The organism is Bacillus sp. LK2, assembly GCF_001043575.1.
Lineage (GTDB): Bacteria > Bacillota > Bacilli > Bacillales > Bacillaceae_G > Bacillus_A > Bacillus_A paramycoides.
Genome location: NZ_LDUK01000001.1, coordinates 19731 through 41070, shown reverse-complemented (window position 1 = coordinate 41070; position 21340 = coordinate 19731). Strand labels below are relative to the sequence as shown.

The following is a 21340-nucleotide window of genomic DNA, read 5'->3' as shown; positions in this document are numbered from 1 at the left end:
TAAGTGGGAGAGAGAAAAATGAGCGAATATTTATCAATTCAACACATTCAAAAGCAGTTTGATGCGTTTACAGCGTTAAAAGATATTTCTTTTACAGTGAAAAAAAATGAGTTTGTTTGTTTATTAGGCCCGAGTGGTTGTGGGAAAACGACGTTGCTTCGAATTTTAGCGGGGCTAGAAGAGGCAACAACAGGTAGTATAGCTGTGAATGGAACAGATATTACAGCATTGCCGCCTGGAAAGAGGAACTTCGGAATGGTTTTTCAATCATATGCATTATTCCCGAATTTAACAGCACTTGAAAATATTGAATACGGCTTAAAGACAAAAAAATATGGAAAAGCAGAAGTAAAAGAGAAAGCGCTAGCTGCGTTAGAACTTGTTGATTTGCTGAATGTAAAAGATAAATATCCTGCTCAAATGTCTGGTGGACAACAGCAGCGAGTAGCACTTGCACGTGCGCTCGCTCTGTCTCCGGATATTTTGTTACTCGATGAGCCGTTATCTGCTTTAGATGCAAAAGTACGTGAAAAATTGCGTAGAGAAATGCGTGATTTGCAAGAAAAAGTAGGAGTAACAACTATTATGGTAACGCATGATCAAGAAGAGGCATTAACGATGGCTGATAAAATTGTTGTAATGAATCATGCGGAAATTATGCAGATTGGAACACCAGAGGAGATTTATCAAAGACCAGCCAATCCGTTTGTGGCAGATTTTATTGGTTCTATTAATTTCTTTTCGAAAAATAACGAAGAACATGCAATTCGTCCTGAACATGTAACAGTTGTACAAAAGGATGGAATTAAGACAGTTGTGGAAAGTATGGAGTTTCGTGGATCTGTATACCGGACGGAAGTGCGGGTTATAGAAGAGAAAACACATCTTTATAATGAGAAGATTGTAGTGGATATATTGGCATCGGAAGTAGAGGCAAAGGCTATTAGAAAAGGAAAGCCCATTCAAATCTCTTTCTCAGAAAATCATATGTTGTCATATGGAAAGAAGGTCATTGTATAGATGGAGATGTTAGAAAACTATAAGGTAGAAAGTACGAAAAAAAAGATTAAGAGAAGTATAGGAAAAGAGGAATGGATCCAAAGGCTCGTAATTATTGGTATGATTCTTTCCTTTCTTATCATACTTGTATTACCGCTATTACAACTATTTACACAAGCTTTTTATGATAAAGATGGAGCTTTCGTTGGTTTAGCGAATTTCAGTAAATATTTCACAACACCAACTTTAGTTCAGTCATTACAAAATACCGTATGGATTTCGGGCACTACAACAATCATTTCAGTTGCATTAGCTTTCGCTTATGCATATGCAGTTGCTCGTACAAATGTTTTTGGAAAGCGTGTATTTCAATACGTAGCATTATTACCATTGTTCGCGCCAACGATGATGCATGGTATTGCGCTTACCTATTTATTTGGTAATCAAGGGTTAGTAACGAAAGGGATGTTTGGTTTATTTGAAGGTATACAAATCCCTTTATATGGCCCAGTAGGAATTGTAATGGCTGAAGTCATGTATACATTTCCACAAGCATTTCTTATATTATTAATTGCTTTTCAAGGCTCCGATTATCGTTTATATGAAGCTTCTAATATGTTAGGAGCGAGTAAAACAAAGCAGTTTTTCACTGTTACTTTACCTAGTGTAAAGTACGGATTAATTAGTGCAATGTTTGTTGTGTTTACGCTTAGTTTCACTGATTTTGGAGCACCAAAAATTGTTGGTGGGCAATATAATGTACTTGCTACTGACGTATACAAGCAAGTAATTGGACAGCAAAATATGCCGATGGGTGCAACTGTCGGAATGATTTTATTAATCCCAGCTATTTTTGCTTTTGCAGTTGATCGTATTACGCAAAGAAAGCAGGCGAATTTCTTATCTTCAAAAGCAGTGCCATACAGAATAACAGCTAATAAGAAAAGAGATGTAATCTCATTCATATATTGTAGTGTAATTACTCTTATGATTATTCTTTTGTTTGTTGCAGTCGGTATTGCTGCAAGTGTGAAAGTATGGCCATATAATATGAGCTTTACATTTGAGCATTTTAATTTTTCAAGTTTAACAGGAGATGGACTTGAAGCGTTTAAAAATAGCGTAATTGTTTCAGCAATTACAGCGGTTATTGGGGCGATTTTAACATTTGTATTCGCATATGCAATTGAGAAAATAGATCAGCTACAATTTTTCCGGAAAACAGGTTACTTTTTCTCTATCGTACCTTTGGCGATTCCAGGTTTAGTGCTTGGGTTAGGATACGTCTTTTTCTTTAGTCAACCAACGATTCAAATCCTTGGACTTTCAGTAACGAATCCGTTTCATTCCTTATATGGCACAATTGCCGTTTTAGTATTAGTAAATATCATTCATTTTTACTCTGTAACATTCGTTACGGCAACGACCGCTTTAAAGAAACTAGATCGAGAGTTTGAACTTGTTTCGCAGTCTATGGGCATTCCGTTTTATAAAACATTCCTTCGAGTAACAGTCCCGATGTGTTTACCAGCAATTTTAGAAATGGTTATGTACTACTTCGTCAATTCAATGGTAACCGTATCGGCAGTTGTTTTCTTGTACGCAGCTGATTTTAAACTAGCTGCTGTATCAATTGTAAATATGGATGATGCAGGAAATGTGGCACCAGCGGCTGCGATGAGCGTACTCATTGTTGTTACAAATATTGTAGTGAGAGTTTTATATGAATGGGGAACGAAAGCTCTTCGTAACCGAACGTCGCAATGGCAAAAAAGATAAGTAAGAAAGGTGATGGATAAAATGAAAATGGAAGCAGTTATTTTTGATTGGGCAGGTACGACAGTTGATTACGGATGTTTTGCACCACTGGAAGTATTTATGGAGATTTTTCATAAACGTGGTGTTGAAATTACAGCTGAAGAAGCTCGTAAGCCAATGGGATTATTAAAAATAGATCATGTAAGGGCACTAACAGAGATGCCTCGTATTGCGAGTGAGTGGAATCGTGTCTTCGGACAATTACCAACAGAAGCAGACATTCATGAGATGTATGAAGAATTTGAAGAAATTCTCTTCGCCATTTTACCGCGCTATGCGTCGCCGATTAATGGAGTAAAAGAAGTGATTGCTTCATTACGAGAAAAAGGCATTAAAATTGGTTCAACAACTGGTTATACGAGAGAAATGATGGACATTGTAGCAAAGGGAGCAGCATTACAAGGATATAAACCTGATTTTCTCGTTACGCCAGATGATGTTCCAGCAGGTCGTCCATACCCGTGGATGTGCTATAAAAATGCGATGGAACTTGGTGTATATCCAATGAATCATATGATGAAAGTTGGAGACACGGTATCAGATATGAAAGAGGGAAGAAATGCTGGAATGTGGACAGTTGGTGTAATTCTTGGCAGTAGTGAGCTCGGTTTAACGGAAGAGGAAGTTGAAAATATGAATCCGGTAGAGCTTCGCGAAAAAATGACAGTGGTTCGTAATCGTTTCATTGAAAACGGGGCACACTTTACGATCGAAACGATGCAGGAACTCGAAAACGTAATTGAACATATCGAGAAACAAGAACTTATTATTTCATAAAAGGGGCACGGGATCATGAATGAAAATCACTATTTATTACTAACGCCAGGACCATTAACGACAACAAAAACTGTAAAAGAAGTTATGTTATATGATTGGTGTACGTGGGATGTTGAATATAATACGATGGTGCAAGATGTAAGAAATAGACTTGTATCATTGGCAACAAAGGAAGAAGAGAAATATACAACTGTTTTAATGCAAGGAAGCGGTACGTTTTCAGTTGAATCTGTAATTGGTTCTGTCGTTCCTAAAAACGGAAAGCTTCTCGTTTGTACAAATGGTGCGTACGGTAAGCGAATTGTGCAAATGGCAGAGATGTTACATATAGATGTGGTGGTCAGTCAAACAGAAGAGTGGGAGCCAACTAATATTATAGAAGTAGAAAAGTTATTGCAACAAGATAAAGAGATTACTCATATTGCAGTTGTTCATTGTGAAACAACAACAGGTATTATTAATCCAATTGTAGATGTATGTAAATTAGGGAAGCAATACGGAAAAGTTACACTGGTTGATGCAATGAGTAGTTTCGGTGGTATTGAAATAGATATTGCTGATTTGCAAATTGATTTTCTAATTAGTAGTGCGAATAAATGTATTCAAGGTGTTCCTGGATTCGGCTTTGTCATCGCAAAACGTGATGAACTATTGAAATGTAAAGGGCAAGCCCGTTCTTTATCATTGGATTTATATGATCAGTGGGAAACGATGGAAGAACAAAATGGGAAATGGCGTTTTACTTCACCAACTCATATTGTACGTGCTTTTTATCAGGCGTTGCTTGAATTAGAAGAAGAAGGCGGAGTAAGAGCACGTTACAATCGATATTATAATAATCAAAAACTATTAGTGAACAGAATGAAAGAAATCGGCTTTAAGCCATTAGTAGATGAAAAATATCAATCTCCTATTATTACATCTTTCATTTATCCAGAAGGGGAATTCGAGTTTCAACGATTATATAACGAATTAAAGCGTGATGGCTTTGTTATTTACCCTGGGAAAATTTCGAAAGTAGATACGTTCCGCATTGGAAATATCGGTGATGTACATGAAGAAGATATTAATCGTTTAGTTGATAGTATTGCTAAAGGAGTTGTTATAGGTTGAAAGTATTTTGCTTAGGTGGAGCAGGTAAAATATGTCGTGAAGCAATTTTGGATTTAGTTCAATTTTCATCATTTGAGACGATTACAGTAGCCGATTTTAATGAAGAAGAGGGTCGTAAAGTAGTAGAGTGGTTAAATGATCCTCGTGTTGATTTTGTGAAAGTCGATGTGACAAATCATGAGGATACGATCACAAAAATGAAAGGCTATGACATTGTAATGGATGGCACGACGATAAAGTTAAATGGACTGTCTACTCGCTGTATTGCGGAAGCTGGGTGTCACGGTGTGAACTTGAATGGATTTGGTGAAGAAAATGAATCCCATTCTATATTTGTTCAAAATGAAAAAACATGTTTACCTGGTTTTGGTATGACGCCAGGTGTAACGCAAATGATGGCAATGCATGCAGCAAACCAGCTAGATAGTGTAGAGTCAGTTCGTGTAAGTCACGGTTCGTATCGTCCAATTGCTTTTTCAGCATCAATTACAGAGACAACGACATATGAATATGATCCGCATTTACCATCGCGTACAGTGTATGAAGACGGTGAGTTTAAGCAAGTGCCTCCGTTTGCGCGCCCAAGAGAAATTGAATTGCCAGCGCCTTACGGTAAAACAACACAGTATATAATCCCGCATTCTGAAACGATTACGTTAGCAAAAGCACTAGAAAATAAAGGTGTCAAACTGATTGAAACAAGAGGAACTTGGCCAAAGCAAAATATGCAGCTCGTACGTGCCTTATATGATTACGGTATTTTACGTAATGATCAGATTGAAATAGACGGTAAAGAAATTGGTATTATGGATTGTATTTCGAAATATTTACTACAATCGAAAGAAGGACAAGAAACAAAAATTTATGGTTATGCACTTCATGTAGAAGTAATAGGTATGAAAAATAATGAGAAACAGCGACATGTTTTATATCATACACACCCGCTATCTGATGGATCAATCAAAGGATGGGAAGAATTAAGAGCCTATACGAGGAACGTCGGTATTCCATTTGGGATTGCTACAGAGTTAATGGCAAAAGGTGTTGTTAATAAAGTCGGTGTTTTAACGCCCGAAGAAGCTTTCGAAAATCCACAAATAATTTTTGATGAACTAGAAAAGCGCGGTATTCATATTCATGAAGAGGTTTTTACTGAAAAAGAGAATTATAACTTGGTATAAGCAAAGAATTTCATGAGGTAGATATAAATGGGGTGAAGCTATGTCTGTAGTAGGAGAAGAAAGAAAGCGAACCATTCTTGAAAAGGTAGAGTTTAAAGGGAAAGTGAAAGTTTCGGAGTTAGCGAGAGAGTTTGCAGTATCAACAGAAACAATTCGCCGTTATTTAGAAGAATTAGATTGTGAAAAAAAGCTGAAGAAAGTGTATGGAGGAGCTGTTCAACTTCCAGGAGCTGGGGTAGAGGCACCGATGTTAGAAAGAGAGATGCTGCATATAGAAGAGAAGAAAAGAATTGGTTATAAAGCAGCGACATTTGTGGAAGATGGTGATGTCATTGCCATTGATGATGGGAGCACACCACTTCAAATGGTTCCATACCTTGTTCATCGCAAAAACTTAACAATTGTAACAAGTTCATTTCCAGTAGCAACACAATTAATTTCTTCTATTAATAAAAAGATGTTTCATGGTGAAGTTCTATTTATTGGCGGAAAAGTATCTCCAAAGCATTCACGTGTGTCAGGATCTATTTCCCAGCAAGTTATCCATCAATTTCATTTTCATAAAGCGTTCGTTTCGATTGATGGATTGTTACCAAGTTTTGGGGTTTCCAGCTTTGAATTAGAAAAAGCGAAACTGTCAGAAGCGATGATTAAACTAGCTGAGAAAACATATATTTTATGTGATCATACAAAGGTAGGGGTAAAAGGGAATTATAGAATAGCGGGATTTTCTCGTATTCAACATGTCATTTGTGATAAGAAAATGCCATATAGTTTTGAAGAAGAAGCTAAAAAGCATAATATTCAATGGACTGTTTGCTAGCAATCCAGCTTTTATGGATAGTTGGAATCACTTAACATAAATTTTGATATGATTTTGAATAGTGGGAGAAAAGATTTGCATTCGTGCAAAAAGTGGACACATTTTCTCATTTCCTTCATATAATTTACCAATAGAAAAAAAGTTGGCTGGAGGAAAGAGGGGATGGGAATGTCGGAACGGATATATAATAAACTTGTATTGTACACGAATATTTTGCAAAAAATCGGTGTTATTAATGAAAAAGAAAAAAGTGAAATTCTTCATACGATAGGCAAGAAGGCCCTTTGAATAAAGGGCTTTTTATTTTTTATAGCCAGAAATATAAATTTAATGTAATTAAAAAATGTAACATACTTAACTTTAGCAGGTAATCAAATCGATGATATTACACCGTTATACTCATTACATTTAAAAGATTTAGTATTAACACGTAATAACGTTAAAGATTTATCGGGCACTGATCAAATGAATCAATTAGATGAATTATGGATTGGGAAAAATCAAATTGAAGATGTGACACCACTTGCTAAAATCACTCATCTTAAAGTATTAGATTTACCTAATAATGAGAAAAATACGTTATTCTTTAATAAGAAGAATAACGTATTTTTTATATGTACAAGATTAAGTAGGTAATAGACAGGAGTGTTTACATGTGAGTCGCCTATTTTTACGAGGAGTGGTGAAACCGTATTGACAAAAAGGCTTTCTCATGTAATAATTCAATTAAATTTTTAGAATAATCAAAAAATACTCCTTTTACATAGAAAGGATTTGAACATTATATTAATATTACGCCGGGGGTGACGAAATGTTATTTTTTCTGAAGAAATGGAATGAATTAAAAGATGTGAAAGCAGAGTTGGCACTTCGCGATTGGTTTTATGGCACAAAAATTAGTTTATCGATGTGTACGTCAAAAGAGCCATTAACATTTTTAGTGAATGTAGAAGGAAGAGATAAAGGGTTATTTTCGGAAGAGGATTTTATCGTTGTAAATTGCATGTGTGAGCCAGTATTTGAGAACGAAGAAAAACCAGCTTCAGAATCTTTTATGCACGCGGATATTTATAAAAAAAGCAGTGCGGAATGTATTTTACAAGTGCAAACTGTAGATAGCCATTTAATGTCAGAGTTATATGGGAAAGAAGGAGAAGTAACATTCGAGAAACGCAGCGTGGAACGTGTTTTTGGAAAAGAAGGTATTACAGAAATGACAATTCCAATTGTAGAAGATGAAAAAAAGTTCGCTAATTTATTAGAAAGTAATGTTCCGAATTTTGTTGAAGGCGGAGGGGTAGTTCTTGTTCATAATTACGGAATGATTGTGTGGGGGAAAACTCCAGAAGAAGCGAAAAAATGGTTGGAAGGTATAGAGTATTTAATGAACTATCACGTAAAGCTTTTAATGATAAAAGGGGCAAAAAGTTCTGTGATATAAAAATTTATTAACAATGGTTATCATTTCAAATAAATGAAAGCGTTTTAAAAATAATTTTACTCATAAAATATAGGTCTCCTTATTATATATAGATTACATGTTGACATGTAAGGAGGAACATATTTTGCGAGTTAAATATCATTTTCTGCCGAAACAGCAGGTTACCTTTTGCAAAATGAATGATTCCGGTGAACGGGCATTGCAAATTATGAATGAAACGGGATTTCGAGCAATCCCTGTATTAGCAGAAGATGAGAAGAAATTCACAGGGATTATTTATAAAGTAGACCTTTTAGAAAAAAAGTGTAATAGCGGATTAGAACATGTAAGTACGGGAGATGTGCTGGAAGATTCATATGCGTTTATTTTTGAAAAGGATTCTTTTTTCAGAGCTTTTTATGTTATTCGTCGTCTTCCATTTTTAGCGGTTTTAAATGATTATAATGAATTTGTTGGCATTTTAACACATTCTAATGTATTTGATGTTATTGAAGATTCGTTCGGTATGCGAACGGGTGGGTATATATTAACGATTGCAACACAAGATTGTAAGGGAACGATTAAAGAAATTGGGACATTGTTAAAGGCATACAATATCGGTGGAATGTTTACTTTAGATAACGGTGATCAATATATTCGCCGTGTTATCGTAAATATATCAGATGAGTTAAATGAGAAAACATTAAAGCAATTAATTGGAAGAATAGAGAAAAAGGGATTTCGGGTGAGTCACGTAGATTATATTTAAATTGAAAAAGGTACTCATCTACTATGTGTAGATGAGTATCTTTTTTAGTAGGGTATATGAATTTTATTTCGAAACGGGTGGTGGAGATAATGCTAAATCAGATAAAAAGATGAAGTCTGCATGCTCGCGAATTTTAGGAATAGAGGTTTCGATAACACGTGATGTAATTTCCCCTGGAGGGCCAACGTGTCCGATAGCTACCATAATGGGTTTTTCTTGAATTTTTTTTATGAGTAATTGGGCTTGTCTTGAAACATGATCTGCCGTATATACATCATCAAAAAATAGTTGGTTTTCAATAATAGGTACCCCTAATTGTTTACCGACTTTTGGGACAACACTATTAGGGTTTGTTTTACTATCTAAATAAAATAAACCGTGTTTTTTACAGGCAGAAAGTATAAGACGTACAATTCTTTCATCAGCGGTTACTTTTGATCCCATATGATTGTTCATTCCAATTGCATGCGGCACTTCTTGAATTGCTTGTTCGAGTCGATTGTTTATTTCTTCATCACTTAAATCTGTTGTAATCGCTTTTGGTCCAAGCCATTCTTTCTTTCCTTTAATTGGCTCCATTGGCATATGTATAATAACTTCATGCCCTTTTTTATGGGCTGCTATCGCATCTTCTTTAGTGGAAGGCAGAAATGGCATAACAGCAATAGTGAGTGGAATAGGAAGTGATAACATTTTATCCGTTCCTTTCATATTATTGCCGAAATCATCGATGACAATAGCAACTTTATTCGTATGGGCGTTTGCTTGAATAGGAAATAAGAAAAAGGGTACGAACAGGGTAAAAACGAGCAATGTAATAGTATATTTGCGCATATAAATATTTCCTTTCTATTTTATAAATCATCATTATGTTTTGCGTTTTTATATAAATTAAACAAAAAATGTCGAAGAAAAGTATATGGAAAATGGAGAACCCACTGTTTACTTGGTATTTATAAAAAAAGAAGATGAAAAAAATGTCTATTATTGCGAATGTATTTACAAAGATAGAATAATTTGTAATAATTCTCAAAGTGAGGGTAAAGATTTGTAAATTACAGGGAGAAAATGTTTAAATTTCTGATTTTTCAAATTTGAATGTGATTAAGAAGTTGAAAGATCAATGTAGAAGTGAAGTTGAGAGCATGGAAGAATACTAAGGGGGATATGGATGTTTACTGTAAAAAGGAAGTACACATTAGAAAAGCTTTCGCATGATATTCATATGAAACGTGAAGAAATGATTCAATCAGGATTGACAAGTGGATTAAATAGTATGGAGACAATTCAAGTTAGTCAAGAATTGGACAAGCTTATTTTACAGTATCAGCGTTATAAAGAAAAACAAACACCGAAATGGTTTTCAATTATAAAGGCACCTATTTTTCAAATAGGGTATGAAGGAAAATCGAGTAATTTTTGGCGAATGCTTGTGGCTGGTTTTATGAAATAAGTATAATTATCCTTTTGGGATAAGGATAATTATACTCTGTGTAATGGAATCTCGATATGAACTGTCGTTCCTTTGCTTTCTTTACTATCAATAAAAATGTGCCCATTGTACATCTCTACAATTCGTTTACATATGACAAGTCCAAGACCTGTTCCAGTATCTTTATTAGTAAAGAACGGATGAAAGAGGTGTTTTTGAATATGTTTTGGAATTCCTTTTCCGGTATCAATAATTTGCAATTGTGCGTGTTTTTCATTGTTTGTTACTACAATAGTTAATGTATCCCCAGAAGTCATAGCTTCAATTGCATTTTTGGTAATATTTAAAACCACTTGTTTCATATGGTCTTTTGAGCAACGTATATGAACAGGGTGGTCTGGCAAATGTAAATGGAATATAATATTATGCAAATTCGCCTCAGATTGAATAATTACTGCTACCTCATTAAGAATCGTTCTTACATCATATGTTTGTTCAATGATGGCAGTTGGCTTTCCAAGAATAAGAAATTCGCTTACAATCTCATTAATACGTTCTATTTCTTGTTCAATCACTGAAAAGTAGAACTGATCCTGCTCATCTCTATATTTCTCTTTTAATAGAGCAACGAGTCCTTTAATTCCAGTAAGAGGATTACGGATTTCGTGAGCTGTACTAGCCGCAAAAGTTCCAACCAATTCAATTTTTTGTAGTTCATTTTGTTGTCTTTCTAGTTTTGTTTGCCGTTTTAATAACATATATTGAACAAGTAAAAATAAAATAGACATTAAAAATAAAGTAGCTGTACATTCTATTGAAACTAACCGGTATAAGGTTTGCTGATGAATAGGTAACGGAGAAACAGAGACCTTCCAGTTTAATCTTTGGAGTGGGGTAGTAAGCATATTAGAATGCTCATCGCTTGTTTCATTATTATCATCGGTTAGAAAAACTACATCATGTTTATCAGTCACTTCGAAATGATATTGTGGTTTAATAGCATTTAAAGAGGATGAAATGTAGTCAAAGCGTAAACTAGCTAACAATAATCCAGAGAGTTCCTTTTGTTTATTAAATATTGGAGAGGCAATCATAATAGCCTGATGCCCAAGGACGCGATCTGTTATAACTGATGATACAGTTGTTTTCTTAGATTGTAATGCATCTTGAATGTACTTGCGGTCAGAGACATCAACGTGCGTTGATTCACCTTCGGATGCGAGTGTAATTATCCCATCTGTCGTAGCGTAATATAGACCAGAAAAACGTTCATCATTTCCATCTGTATCGTGTACAATCTGTTTAATTCCATTTATGTTTCCTGTTTCTGTTCCTACAACTTTTGCGAGCATTTCTAAGGCAGAAATAGCTTCACCAAGGTGATGGTCCAAATAGTCTCTATATAAAAAGAGAACAGTATGAGCAGATAGTTTGTTTTCCTGTTTCATTTGATAAGTGTGATACGAAAAAAATGTGGCACCGATCCCTATCGTTGGCAATATAACAAGCAGTATGTAACAAACTATGCTTTGTAATTTGACTTTCAAATTTGGTACTCCTTCTTTTTTATTATCATTATATATAAACTATGTTAAAATTGTCATGTTTTTATTTAAGAATCATTTGCATTATATTAGGGAAAGGAAAAGGGATGAGTGAATGTTCATTCGGAAATTGTAATGAAGTACTACATTGCTTTTCTTTTTGTTGCGGAGAATTTAAGTGAAGGGTTGAAATGGTATGACATCAAATAATGAGCGAGAAGATATTTCTCAATCTCTAAAAGTATTTATTGCATTATCCCGTGTACATCGTTCTGTTATGGATATTACAAATAAATCCATTCAAAGTAACGGATTAAATCCAACTGAGTTTGCTGTATTAGAACTCCTATATCATAAAGGAGGCCAACCACTTCAGCAAATTGGTGAGCGTATTTTAATAGCTAGTGGTAGCATTACATACGTTGTAGATAAGCTAGAGAAAAAAGGGCTTGTAAAGCGAATTCCATGTCCAAATGATAGACGTGTAATTTATGCACAATTAACGGAGTCTGGAGAGAACTTTATTGCTTCTATTTTTCCAGGTCATAAGCAAGTTATACATCAGTCTTTTGAAATGTTAACGAAGGATGAGAAGGATGAATTACTTGATCTATTGAAAAAAATCGGAAAGTATGAAAAATGATGTTATGTTCCAAAGGGGCTTTGGATAAAGAAATCCTAAGCTTTTTTGTTTGCATATAATCAAGACAGTAACTGCCGAATTTTGGTGAAGAATAAGAGGAGATTCGCAAGTAAGCATTGAATTATAGTAAAGATACATATAACGGAGAGGGGGGCTCGTTCATGTCATTTAAAGACTATGAATATAAACGGCCAAATATTGAAGAAATAAAAGAGAAATTTACTGTTGCTTTAGAAAAATTCGATAATGCAAAAACGATTGAAGAACAAAAACAAGTAATCAATTCAATTAATGAAATTCGCAATGATTTTGGTACAATGGGGAATCTTTGTTACATTCGTCATTCTGTGGATACGACAGATGCCTTTTATAAGGAAGAACAAGATTTCTTTGATGAATACTCTCCAGTTGTGCAAGGTTATGGAACGAAGTATTATAAAGCGTTAATTAATTCTCCATTCCGTGAAGAATTAGAAGCATATTATGGGAAACAATTATTTGCTTTAGCTGAATGTGATTTAAAAACATATTCAGATGAAGTAGTGAAAGATTTACAATTAGAGAATAAATTGTCTTCACAATATACACAGTTATTAGCATCTGCAAAAATTGACTTTGCAGGAGAAGAAAGAACGTTATCGCAACTTATTCCTTTTATGCAAGGAAAAGAAAGAGGCGAACGTAAAGCAGCAAGTGAAGCATACTACGGATTTTTAGCTGAGAATGAGGGAGAATTAGATCGTATTTATGATGAGCTTGTTAAAGTGAGAACGAAAATCGCGAAATCACTTGGTTTCAAGAACTTTGTTGAATTAGGATATGCAAGAATGTATCGTACAGATTATAATGCTGAAATGGTTGCGAACTATCGTCAGCAAGTATTGGATTACATAGTTCCGGTTGCAACAGAGTTAAGAAATAGACAAAAAGCACGCATCGGTGTAGAAAAGCTCGCTTATTATGATGAAAACTTTGAGTTTGCTACAGGTAACCCAACGCCAAAAGGAGATGCGGATTGGATTATTAATCATGGGAAAACGATGTATAAAGAGTTATCAGCTGAAACAGATGAATTTTTCAATTTTATGCTAGATAACGATTTATTAGATTTAGTTGCGAAAAAAGGAAAAGCTGGTGGCGGATATTGTACATATATCGAGAATTATAAAGCGCCGTTCATTTTCTCAAACTTTAATGGAACGTCTGGTGACATTGATGTACTAACACATGAAGCGGGCCATGCTTTCCAAGTATATGAAAGTCGTAAATATGAAATTCCAGAGTATAATTGGCCAACATATGAAGCGTGTGAAATTCATTCTATGAGTATGGAATTCTTTACATGGCCATGGATGAAGTTATTCTTTGAAGAAGATGCAGATAAATATTATTTCTCACACTTAAGTTCAGCTCTTCTATTTTTACCGTACGGTGTATCTGTTGATGAGTATCAGCATTATGTATATGAAAATCCAGAAGCATCGCCAGCAGAGCGTAAGTCAGCATGGCGTAACATAGAGAAGAAGTATTTACCACATCGTGATTATGAAGATAATGATTATTTAGAGCGCGGTGGTTTCTGGCAACGTCAGGGACATATTTATAGTTCACCGTTCTACTATATTGACTACACGCTAGCTCAAATTTGTGCACTACAATTTTGGAAACGTGCGAGAGATAATAGACAAGAGGCATGGCAAGATTATGTGAATCTTTGTCAACAAGGTGGAAGTAAGTCATTCTTAGAATTAGTAGAAGTTGCAAATTTAACATCGCCATTTGCTGAAGGTTGTGTAAAAAGTGTAATTACAGAAATTGAAGCATGGTTACGCGCAGTAGACGACACAAAATTGTAAAAAAGCATGCGTTTTTTTCACATGTTTAACATCGACATAATGGAAAAATGATGAGATAATAAAAGAAAATTCAGAATTATCAACGGGGTGTTTCTAATAAGGAGCACCTCTTTTCACCAACAAAAGGGGGGAAAGAATTATGCTTCAATCTAATATGGATGTTAGTTTAGAAACTTTAGTGCACTCATTACAGTCTACACGAAGCACACTGTTATCAGAAATTGAAATGTTAAACGATACGGAGGTGAATGTAAAGCCACGCCGTGATAAATGGAGTATTATTCAAATTTTGCATCACTTACATTTAGTTGAACAGTCTGTCACATCTGCCCTTGTATATGCTTTGCAAAAAAAAGAAAGAAAACTTGCTCCATTTAAAGACCTCCAGCTTACGCTTGATCGCACACATAAACGAGAAGCTCCTCAACAAATGAAACCAACAGAAACATTAATGAAAAAACTACAAGGCATTCAATTACTAGAACATTCACGACAAGAATTATTACACGCGCTGCATAGCGTAATAGATGAAAAAGAATTATTTGAAAACGGATTAAAGCATCCTGTTTTTAATGATTTGAATTTATACCAATGGGTTCAATTTCTCGATTTGCATGAGCAAAGACATCTTACACAACTAAAAGAAGCGAAATATGCAATTTTACAGCGTTAAAGTGAAACTTTAATCGGTGGAGAGGCATCCCGCACCAATCGGGTATTTACGGCAGCCTTACATTCGAATTTTGAGGTGGGAGTCTTACTGCCCACAAATAGCGGGATAAAGTGAAAGAAGTGGGGAACCGCTTCTTTTCTTTTTTACTTATGCATAGTTTTCTTTTACATTTTGGAATACTACATGGAGAAAAGAAAAGAAGGAGTTGAAAAACATGTCAAAGAAAAAGAGAGAAGAAGAGCGCGCTTGGAAAGCTCGAAAAGAAAATCAAAAGCCACATGGGAAAGTGAAAGCTTTTGCAGAATTAGTTGAAGGAACAGAAAAAACGTGATGAACTCCATCACGTTTTTTGTATGAGCGGGAAAGTTAATAAGAAGGTTGTACCTGTACCTTTTTCGCTTATAATATCAACTTTTCCATCCATTGCTTGAATGACACTGAAGACGACCATCATTCCGAGTCCGGTCCCTTTCTCTTTCGTTGAGTAGAAAGGTGACCCAAGGCGTTTTACTTGTTCTTGATCCATACCAATTCCTGTATCTTTTATATATAATTGTATATGTTTATGGTCTGGAACTAATGTAAGAATAAGGTCACCACCTGTAGGCATAGCCTCAATACAGTTTTTAAAAATATTTAATAAGCATTGGTTCAGTTTTTGTTTTTCGCCAGCGATAAAGAAAGAGGTACTTTGTTTTATGTAATGTATACGAACATTTGTTAAATTGGCGAGAGGTGTTATCAAAGACAACGCATGAAGTAATTCTTCTTCTACTTGTAATCGTTGTTCTTTTTCAATACTCGGTTTCGCAAAAGTTAAGTAATCGGTAAGAACATGATTTGCTTGTTCGATACCATTGATGGCTATGTCGATATATAATTTTCGCTCTTCCTCAGAACATGTATCCGACTGTAAAAGTTGCAAAAATCCTTTCGTTGAAGTTAAAGGATTGCGAATTTCATGAGAGATGGAAGCTGCCATTTCACCTATTAAATGAAATTTTTCGGCGTTCATAAGTTCATTTTGGAGACGAACTTGCGTCTGTAATATGTGTAGTAAATATAAAATAAGGATTGTGCCAATCATCGTACATAGTTCGTATACAATGATATGTGGTATATAATCTGCCCTATTTGTAACCTCTGAAAGGAAGAAAGGTATCCAACCAAACCCGTATGTGAGACTGTAAAAAATAGCAAGTGTTATTTTTACATGATTAGAACTTCGATTAAAAAGTTTGTATGTCAATAGTAGAACAATAAATAGGAGAATAGAAGCGATAAAGGATGGAAAAACACCTATTCCTCCTAATAAAAAGCGATATATGTTTAATACAACTAAAATAGAACCCCCAGCAATAGGTCCTCCTGTTAATGTGCCGACAATTAATACGATATGACGCATATCAAATTGAAAACCATTATTTGTTTTTGCTGCAAAAGTGATACATAGTATGGTAGCGAGGCAACACAATACAATAAATATAGCTGAATTTAATTTAGGAGATCGTTTCCCTTTCTGATTCCAAAATAAATGATATACAAGCATTGTAACGAGAATGGATAATATATTTAAAAAGAGGTAAATAATAAAGAGCTTCAGTGGGGTGCCTCCTCTCTTCTAACATTAAATTAATCATACTATAAAATGAAAGAAATGAAATATGAAATAGCGGAAAAATCAGAAATTTTTTCTGGTAGTATACAATATGTTACAATAATCTTTGTCAATGAAAGAAGAAATTCCGTGCACTGCATGGGAGAGGTTCGCGAACTCCCTCTATAAAAAACTATGGAAACAACAATATCCTTAGGTATTGTTTTGTTTTTTTATTGTGACAGTTCAAGAACGTTCTTTCTTCTTATTCGTAGTAGAGAAGGAGAATGAGTGAAATGAAAAAAGAAAAAGCAGTTGTTGTTTTTAGTGGTGGACAAGATAGTACAACATGTTTATTTTGGGCAATGCAACAGTTCGCAGAAGTGGAAGCTGTAACGTTTAACTACAATCAACGTCATAAGTTAGAAATTGATTGTGCAGCAGAAATTGCGAAAGAGCTAGGTATTAAACATACGGTACTAGATATGAGCCTATTAAATCAACTTGCTCCAAATGCGTTAACGAGAACGGATATGGAGATTACACATGAAGAAGGTGAATTGCCATCGACATTTGTAGATGGACGAAATTTACTATTCTTATCATTTGCTTCGGTATTAGCAAAACAAGTGGGAGCACGTCATATTGTAACGGGTGTATGTGAAACTGATTTTAGTGGTTATCCAGATTGCCGTGACGTGTTTGTGAAATCATTAAACGTTACATTAAATTTATCTATGGATTATCCGTTTGTTATTCATACACCACTTATGTGGATTGATAAAGCAGAGACATGGAAATTATCAGATGAACTTGGAGCATTCGAGTTTGTTAGAGAAAAAACATTAACGTGTTATAACGGAATCATTGGTGATGGTTGCGGTGAATGTCCAGCATGTCAACTTCGTAAAGCAGGATTAGATACGTATCTACAAGAACGCGAAGGAGCGAACAACTAATGGATAACTTTTTTGGATTTCGCATCGTAGAAAATTTGCAAAAAATGGACAAGGATATTCAGCGTGAACAACTCAAATATCATAATAAAAGAGTAATGGTCAGCAAGGAATTTACATTTGATGCAGCGCACCATTTACACTGTTATGAAGGGAAATGTAAAAATTTACATGGCCACACATATAAAGTCGTGTTTGGAATTAGTGGATATGTAAATGAAATAGGCCTTGCAATTGACTTTGGAGATATAAAAGAAATTTGGAAAAATGAAATAGAAATTTATTTAGATCATCGTTATTTAAACGAAACATTGCCAGCAATGAATACGACTGCTGAAAATATGGTCGTATGGATTTATGAAAAGATGGCAGAAGCATTAATAAAAGATAATCGTGTGAACGAATACAAGAGAGCTCGTGTTGAATTTGTTCGTCTTTTTGAAACACCGACTAGTTATGCGGAAGTAAGACGGGAGTGGATGCTCGATGAGTAAAATCCCCGTCTTAGAAATATTTGGCCCGACCATTCAAGGAGAAGGGATGGTTGTAGGACAAAAGACAATGTTTATCCGTACAGCGGGCTGTGATTATAGCTGCGCTTGGTGTGATTCTGCTTTTACATGGGATGGGTCAGCAAAAGAGCAAATTAGACAAATGACACCGGAAGACATTTGGAGTGAGCTTGTAGCAATTGGTGGAGAGAACTTTTCTCATGTTACGATTTCAGGTGGAAATCCTGTTTTACTGAAAAATATGCAATTTCTTCTTTCTATATTAAAAGAGAATGGTATGCGAACAGCGATAGAAACGCAAGGGAGTAAATGGCAAGATTGGTTACTTCAAATTGATGAGGTAACGATTTCTCCAAAACCACCAAGTTCAACGATGAAAACAGATTTTCAGATGTTAGATTCTATTATTCATAAACTAGCAGGGAAAGATTTTAGTTTAAAAGTAGTAGTATTCGATGATCAAGATTTTGAATATGCAGTCAAGATGCACGAGCGTTATCCGAATGTACCATTTTTCTTACAAGTAGGGAATGATGATACGAAAACAGTGGATGATGCAATGCTTATTAAAAACTTATTAGAAAAATATGAGTGGCTTATTGAAAAAGCTGTGCACTGTAAAGAAATGAATGATGCGAAAGTACTGCCTCAGCTTCATGCGTTAGTATGGGGAAATAAACGAGGAGTATAACGAGAAGGGATGTTTAAAATGGCAGGAAGATTAGATGAAGATTTAAAAGATGTAACATTATTAGGAAATCAAAATACAAAATATTTATTTGAATATAGCCCGGAAATTTTAGAAGTATTTGATAATAATCATCCAAACCGTGATTACTTTGTAAAATTCAATTGTCCTGAATTTACAAGTTTATGTCCAAAAACAGGACAACCAGATTTTGCGACAATTTATATTAGCTATATTCCAGAACAAAAAATGGTAGAGAGTAAATCATTAAAGCTATATTTATTTAGCTTCCGAAATCATGGTGACTTTCATGAGGATTGCATGAACGTTATTATGAATGATTTAATTAAATTAATGGATCCACGTTATATTGAGGTATGGGGGAAATTTACACCACGTGGTGGGATTTCAATCGATCCTTACTGTAACTACGGTCGCCCAGGAACTAAGTATGAGCAAATGGCAGACTACCGCATGATGAATCACGATCTATATCCAGAAACAATTGATAATCGTTAATATATATAGAAAGAAAGGATCTGTATGATATACAGATCCTTTCTTTCTATTATATTATGCATGTTGATTAATAACAGTATAGTTTTTATGGCTTACAACTGTAAGAGGTTCCATATCTAGTTCTCTAAAATTCTCCATAATAGTTATATCAACAATCACGGAGTTTGTATTTACTTTTTGAACACGGCCTTGCATTCCACCTTTAAATTCAATGATATCTCCAGTTTCTGCGATCTGCATAAGCAACTCTCCTTGTTACAGTTTTCCCCAAAAAAGAATAATTTGGGCTTTTTATTTCCTCTTATTTTGAACTATATTTTCTAATTTGTAAATGTTTCCAAAGTAAAAATTCGAAAAATATTCACTTTTGTAAGGGAATATGCACAAAACATGTTGTTAGAAAGAGGAATGATAAAAATGCATACATCTTTATATAGGAGTATAATAAAGATGTACAATGACCTATTAAAGTGGGAGAAACTAGGGGCGGTAAAATGATGTTTGAAGTTGTGGGGAGTTTTATAGCGTTATTTTTATTTTTATTTTCTTATATACAGTTGAAAAAAATTCGTCATCAGGAAACAACTACATATTTTGATGGTCTGGATGGGATACATGCTTCGGTAACGCATGATAGTGGTGGTGATATGTAGCAATGTGTAACTTTCATTTTCAGCATGTTATGATGAATGTAAGAAATTGTACATAATATAGTTCGTAAGTGATGAATGGAGAGTGGAAAGAATGCGGATTTCTTTTATTCGTCATGGTCGTTTGAATAGTGCTATAGAACCGATGACAATTACTTCATTTCATGAATGGCTGAAGAGGTATGATGGAGATAATGGGAGCAGAGAATGTAACATACCAATAGAAACGATTGAGGCAATTGAATCAGCAAAGTTGATTGTATCGAGCGATCAAAGACGTGCTGTGCAGTCAGCAGCGGAATTAATGGATTCCTTGTCTTTTATACAAAGCTCACTTTTTAGAGAAGTAGAAGTGCCATCGACTTTTTTTGCACCATCATGGTTTAAATGTAAAACTGGGACGTGGTTTTTCATTGGACGTGCTTTATGGATGGTTGGATATCATAAAGAAGTTGAGTCTTATAAAGAAGCGAGAGAACGAGCAAGAGAAGCTGCTAACATGTTACATCGCTATGCGCTTGTACACGGGCGTATAGCGCTAGTAAGCCATAGTTATTTTAATACGATGATTGGTACGGAACTGAGGGCAATGGGGTGGTCTGGGCCTCCTATTTTTCATCGTAAGCCGTGGGGATGTACAGCGTATACATTCCGTGAGGCGATGAATGGAAATGTATTAAATACAAAATTAACTTAAAAGAGGCTGTCCAAAAAGTAGCTGAATAGCTACTTTTGGCAGCCTCTTTCTTTTTAAAACATGGAAACTAATATACGTAATGGCTTTATTAGATGGGCATATGGTTCGCCAACGAGCATAACGGTTTTATCTTCTTTGTAACCGAGTTTTTCATATAGTGAAAAAGCGCGTTTGTTTTCTAAGTTAACAAGTAAGGCGATTTTTTCATGACCTTTTTCAGCTGCATGAAGTTCAGCTGCCTCGATTAATTTAGAGCCAATACCACGTCCACTGTACATACTTGAAACTGACAACGTGTCAATATAATACTCATCAAGTTCAGCTTCTTTTTCTAACGTAATGGATTCATCTCCATGTAACTCTCTTAAGTAGCGTACTATTGGTGCATCAAGTTGTTCAGCGTCACTACCGTGATAAACGACAATAACCCCAACTACCTTTCCGCCTTGTTCAGCCACTAAACAGTTTTCATAGCTCAATCGATTATTTTCTTTTGCGAACCATGTTTCAAGTCCTAGTATTACTTTTGCTTCAACTGTGCTACCTGTGATTTTTTCAGCAATTTCGTGCAGAGCGTTATACAGTAAAGGTGCTACTTCTACCGCATCTGTCTTTTTTGCTTTCCGAATCATAGTATCCCTCCTAGTTCTACATATATCATTGTAGCATAAAA

At 35.0% G+C, this 21340-nt stretch carries 24 protein-coding genes, 1 pseudogene and 1 riboswitch; of the genes and pseudogenes, 20 read left to right on the top strand and 5 right to left on the bottom strand.

The annotated features are described in order from the left end of the window. The first annotated feature begins 18 nt into the window (after window positions 1-18). The 9 genes and pseudogenes from VK90_RS00225 (at window position 19) to cbpA (ending at window position 8900) form a co-directional block, all read left to right on the top strand. Window positions 19-1020 carry a putative 2-aminoethylphosphonate ABC transporter ATP-binding protein gene (locus tag VK90_RS00225; RefSeq protein WP_002170967.1) on the top strand — a complete coding sequence of 334 codons (1002 nt, stop codon included), beginning with the start codon at window positions 19-21 and terminating at the stop codon, window positions 1018-1020. Then, the gene (locus tag VK90_RS00220; protein WP_048369499.1) at window positions 1021-2778 is read left to right on the top strand and encodes a putative 2-aminoethylphosphonate ABC transporter permease subunit; all 1758 of its coding nucleotides are present in this window, start codon (window positions 1021-1023) and stop codon (window positions 2776-2778) included. It begins immediately after the preceding gene. A gap of 21 nt (window positions 2779-2799) precedes the next feature. Beyond that, entirely contained in the window at window positions 2800-3594 is a 795-nt protein-coding gene (gene phnX / locus VK90_RS00215; RefSeq protein ID WP_048369497.1) for a phosphonoacetaldehyde hydrolase, read from the top strand. Window positions 3595-3609: 15 nt separating this feature from the next. Beyond that, on the top strand, window positions 3610-4707 hold the full coding sequence (gene phnW / locus VK90_RS00210; RefSeq protein WP_048369495.1) for a 2-aminoethylphosphonate--pyruvate transaminase: 1098 nt from the start codon (window positions 3610-3612) through the stop codon (window positions 4705-4707). After that, on the top strand, window positions 4704-5888 hold the full coding sequence (locus VK90_RS00205; protein ID WP_048369493.1) for a saccharopine dehydrogenase family protein: 1185 nt from the start codon (window positions 4704-4706) through the stop codon (window positions 5886-5888). The genes phnW and VK90_RS00205 overlap by 4 nt, the downstream gene beginning before the upstream one ends. 40 nt (window positions 5889-5928) lie before the next feature. Next, window positions 5929-6711, top strand: a complete 783-nt coding sequence (locus VK90_RS00200) for a DeoR/GlpR family DNA-binding transcription regulator (RefSeq protein ID WP_048369490.1) — start codon at window positions 5929-5931, stop codon at window positions 6709-6711. 336 nt (window positions 6712-7047) lie between these two features. Further along, a pseudogene (locus VK90_RS27775) lies at window positions 7048-7281 on the top strand (leucine-rich repeat domain-containing protein); the annotation flags it as partial. Window positions 7282-7522: 241 nt separating this feature from the next. Then, a complete protein-coding gene (locus tag VK90_RS00195) occupies window positions 7523-8152 on the top strand; it encodes a class II aldolase/adducin family protein (RefSeq protein ID WP_002170975.1) in 630 nt (209 codons plus the stop codon). A gap of 124 nt (window positions 8153-8276) precedes the next feature. Beyond that, window positions 8277-8900, top strand: coding sequence for a cyclic di-AMP binding protein CbpA (gene cbpA, locus VK90_RS00190; protein WP_025150980.1), 624 nt, complete (start codon window positions 8277-8279; stop codon window positions 8898-8900). Between the two features lie 63 nt (window positions 8901-8963). Here cbpA and VK90_RS00185 read toward each other — a convergent pair whose 3' ends face one another. Further along, window positions 8964-9734, bottom strand: a complete 771-nt coding sequence (locus VK90_RS00185) for a divergent polysaccharide deacetylase family protein (RefSeq protein ID WP_002170977.1) — start codon at window positions 9732-9734, stop codon at window positions 8964-8966. Between the two features lie 337 nt (window positions 9735-10071). Between VK90_RS00185 and VK90_RS00180 the strand changes: the two genes are divergently transcribed. After that, window positions 10072-10353 carry an aspartyl-phosphate phosphatase Spo0E family protein gene (locus VK90_RS00180; RefSeq protein WP_025150978.1) on the top strand — a complete coding sequence of 94 codons (282 nt, stop codon included), beginning with the start codon at window positions 10072-10074 and terminating at the stop codon, window positions 10351-10353. Window positions 10354-10382: 29 nt separating this feature from the next. On the opposite strand, the gene VK90_RS00175 is transcribed toward VK90_RS00180, so the two are convergent. Next, on the bottom strand, window positions 10383-11879 hold the full coding sequence (locus VK90_RS00175; RefSeq protein ID WP_048369487.1) for a DUF3149 domain-containing protein: 1497 nt from the start codon (window positions 11877-11879) through the stop codon (window positions 10383-10385). Window positions 11880-12072: 193 nt separating this feature from the next. On the opposite strand from VK90_RS00175, the gene VK90_RS00170 reads away from it, so the two are divergent. From VK90_RS00170 to VK90_RS30465, 4 genes are all read left to right on the top strand, one after another. Continuing rightward, complete coding sequence (locus VK90_RS00170; protein WP_002170980.1) at window positions 12073-12519, top strand: MarR family winged helix-turn-helix transcriptional regulator; 447 nt, start codon at window positions 12073-12075, stop codon at window positions 12517-12519. 161 nt (window positions 12520-12680) lie between these two features. Then, window positions 12681-14375, top strand: a complete 1695-nt coding sequence (locus VK90_RS00165; protein WP_048369485.1) for a M3 family oligoendopeptidase — start codon at window positions 12681-12683, stop codon at window positions 14373-14375. A gap of 139 nt (window positions 14376-14514) precedes the next feature. Next, entirely contained in the window at window positions 14515-15048 is a 534-nt protein-coding gene (locus VK90_RS00160) for a DinB family protein (RefSeq protein WP_048369483.1), read from the top strand. 214 nt (window positions 15049-15262) lie between these two features. Continuing rightward, window positions 15263-15379 (top strand): DUF6254 family protein, encoded by a 117-nt coding sequence (locus VK90_RS30465; RefSeq protein WP_000038354.1) that lies wholly within the window; start codon window positions 15263-15265, stop codon window positions 15377-15379. A gap of 9 nt (window positions 15380-15388) precedes the next feature. Here VK90_RS30465 and VK90_RS00150 read toward each other — a convergent pair whose 3' ends face one another. Then, on the bottom strand, window positions 15389-16597 hold the full coding sequence (locus VK90_RS00150; protein WP_048369482.1) for an ATP-binding protein: 1209 nt from the start codon (window positions 16595-16597) through the stop codon (window positions 15389-15391). Window positions 16598-16804: 207 nt separating this feature from the next. Further along, window positions 16805-16848: riboswitch (PreQ1 riboswitch) on the top strand. 93 nt (window positions 16849-16941) lie between these two features. Between VK90_RS00150 and queC the strand changes: the two genes are divergently transcribed. The 4 genes from queC to queF are packed head-to-tail and all read left to right on the top strand — an operon-like array spanning window position 16942 to window position 19320. Next, window positions 16942-17604 carry a 7-cyano-7-deazaguanine synthase QueC gene (gene queC / locus VK90_RS00145; RefSeq protein ID WP_048369480.1) on the top strand — a complete coding sequence of 221 codons (663 nt, stop codon included), beginning with the start codon at window positions 16942-16944 and terminating at the stop codon, window positions 17602-17604. Then, on the top strand, window positions 17604-18095 hold the full coding sequence (queD, locus tag VK90_RS00140) for a 6-carboxytetrahydropterin synthase QueD (RefSeq protein WP_048369478.1): 492 nt from the start codon (window positions 17604-17606) through the stop codon (window positions 18093-18095). The genes queC and queD overlap by 1 nt, the downstream gene beginning before the upstream one ends. After that, window positions 18088-18804, top strand: coding sequence for a 7-carboxy-7-deazaguanine synthase QueE (gene queE, locus VK90_RS00135; RefSeq protein WP_002170987.1), 717 nt, complete (start codon window positions 18088-18090; stop codon window positions 18802-18804). Before queD ends, queE begins: the two co-directional genes overlap by 8 nt. Window positions 18805-18822: 18 nt before the next feature. Further along, window positions 18823-19320: a preQ(1) synthase gene (gene queF / locus VK90_RS00130; protein WP_002163902.1), complete on the top strand. Its 498-nt coding sequence runs from the start codon at window positions 18823-18825 to the stop codon at window positions 19318-19320. Between the two features lie 54 nt (window positions 19321-19374). Here the strand turns inward: queF and VK90_RS00125 are convergent, their stop codons facing one another. After that, entirely contained in the window at window positions 19375-19560 is a 186-nt protein-coding gene (locus VK90_RS00125) for a YkvS family protein (protein ID WP_025150969.1), read from the bottom strand. A 230-nt stretch (window positions 19561-19790) separates the two neighbouring features. Between VK90_RS00125 and VK90_RS30060 the strand changes: the two genes are divergently transcribed. Beyond that, window positions 19791-19973, top strand: coding sequence for a hypothetical protein (locus VK90_RS30060; protein WP_081806944.1), 183 nt, complete (start codon window positions 19791-19793; stop codon window positions 19971-19973). 91 nt (window positions 19974-20064) lie between these two features. Beyond that, window positions 20065-20667 carry a histidine phosphatase family protein gene (locus VK90_RS00115; protein WP_002170991.1) on the top strand — a complete coding sequence of 201 codons (603 nt, stop codon included), beginning with the start codon at window positions 20065-20067 and terminating at the stop codon, window positions 20665-20667. A 53-nt stretch (window positions 20668-20720) separates the two neighbouring features. Here VK90_RS00115 and VK90_RS00110 read toward each other — a convergent pair whose 3' ends face one another. Next, window positions 20721-21299, bottom strand: a complete 579-nt coding sequence (locus VK90_RS00110; RefSeq protein ID WP_048369475.1) for a GNAT family N-acetyltransferase — start codon at window positions 21297-21299, stop codon at window positions 20721-20723. Between the last annotated feature and the right edge of the window lie 41 nt (window positions 21300-21340).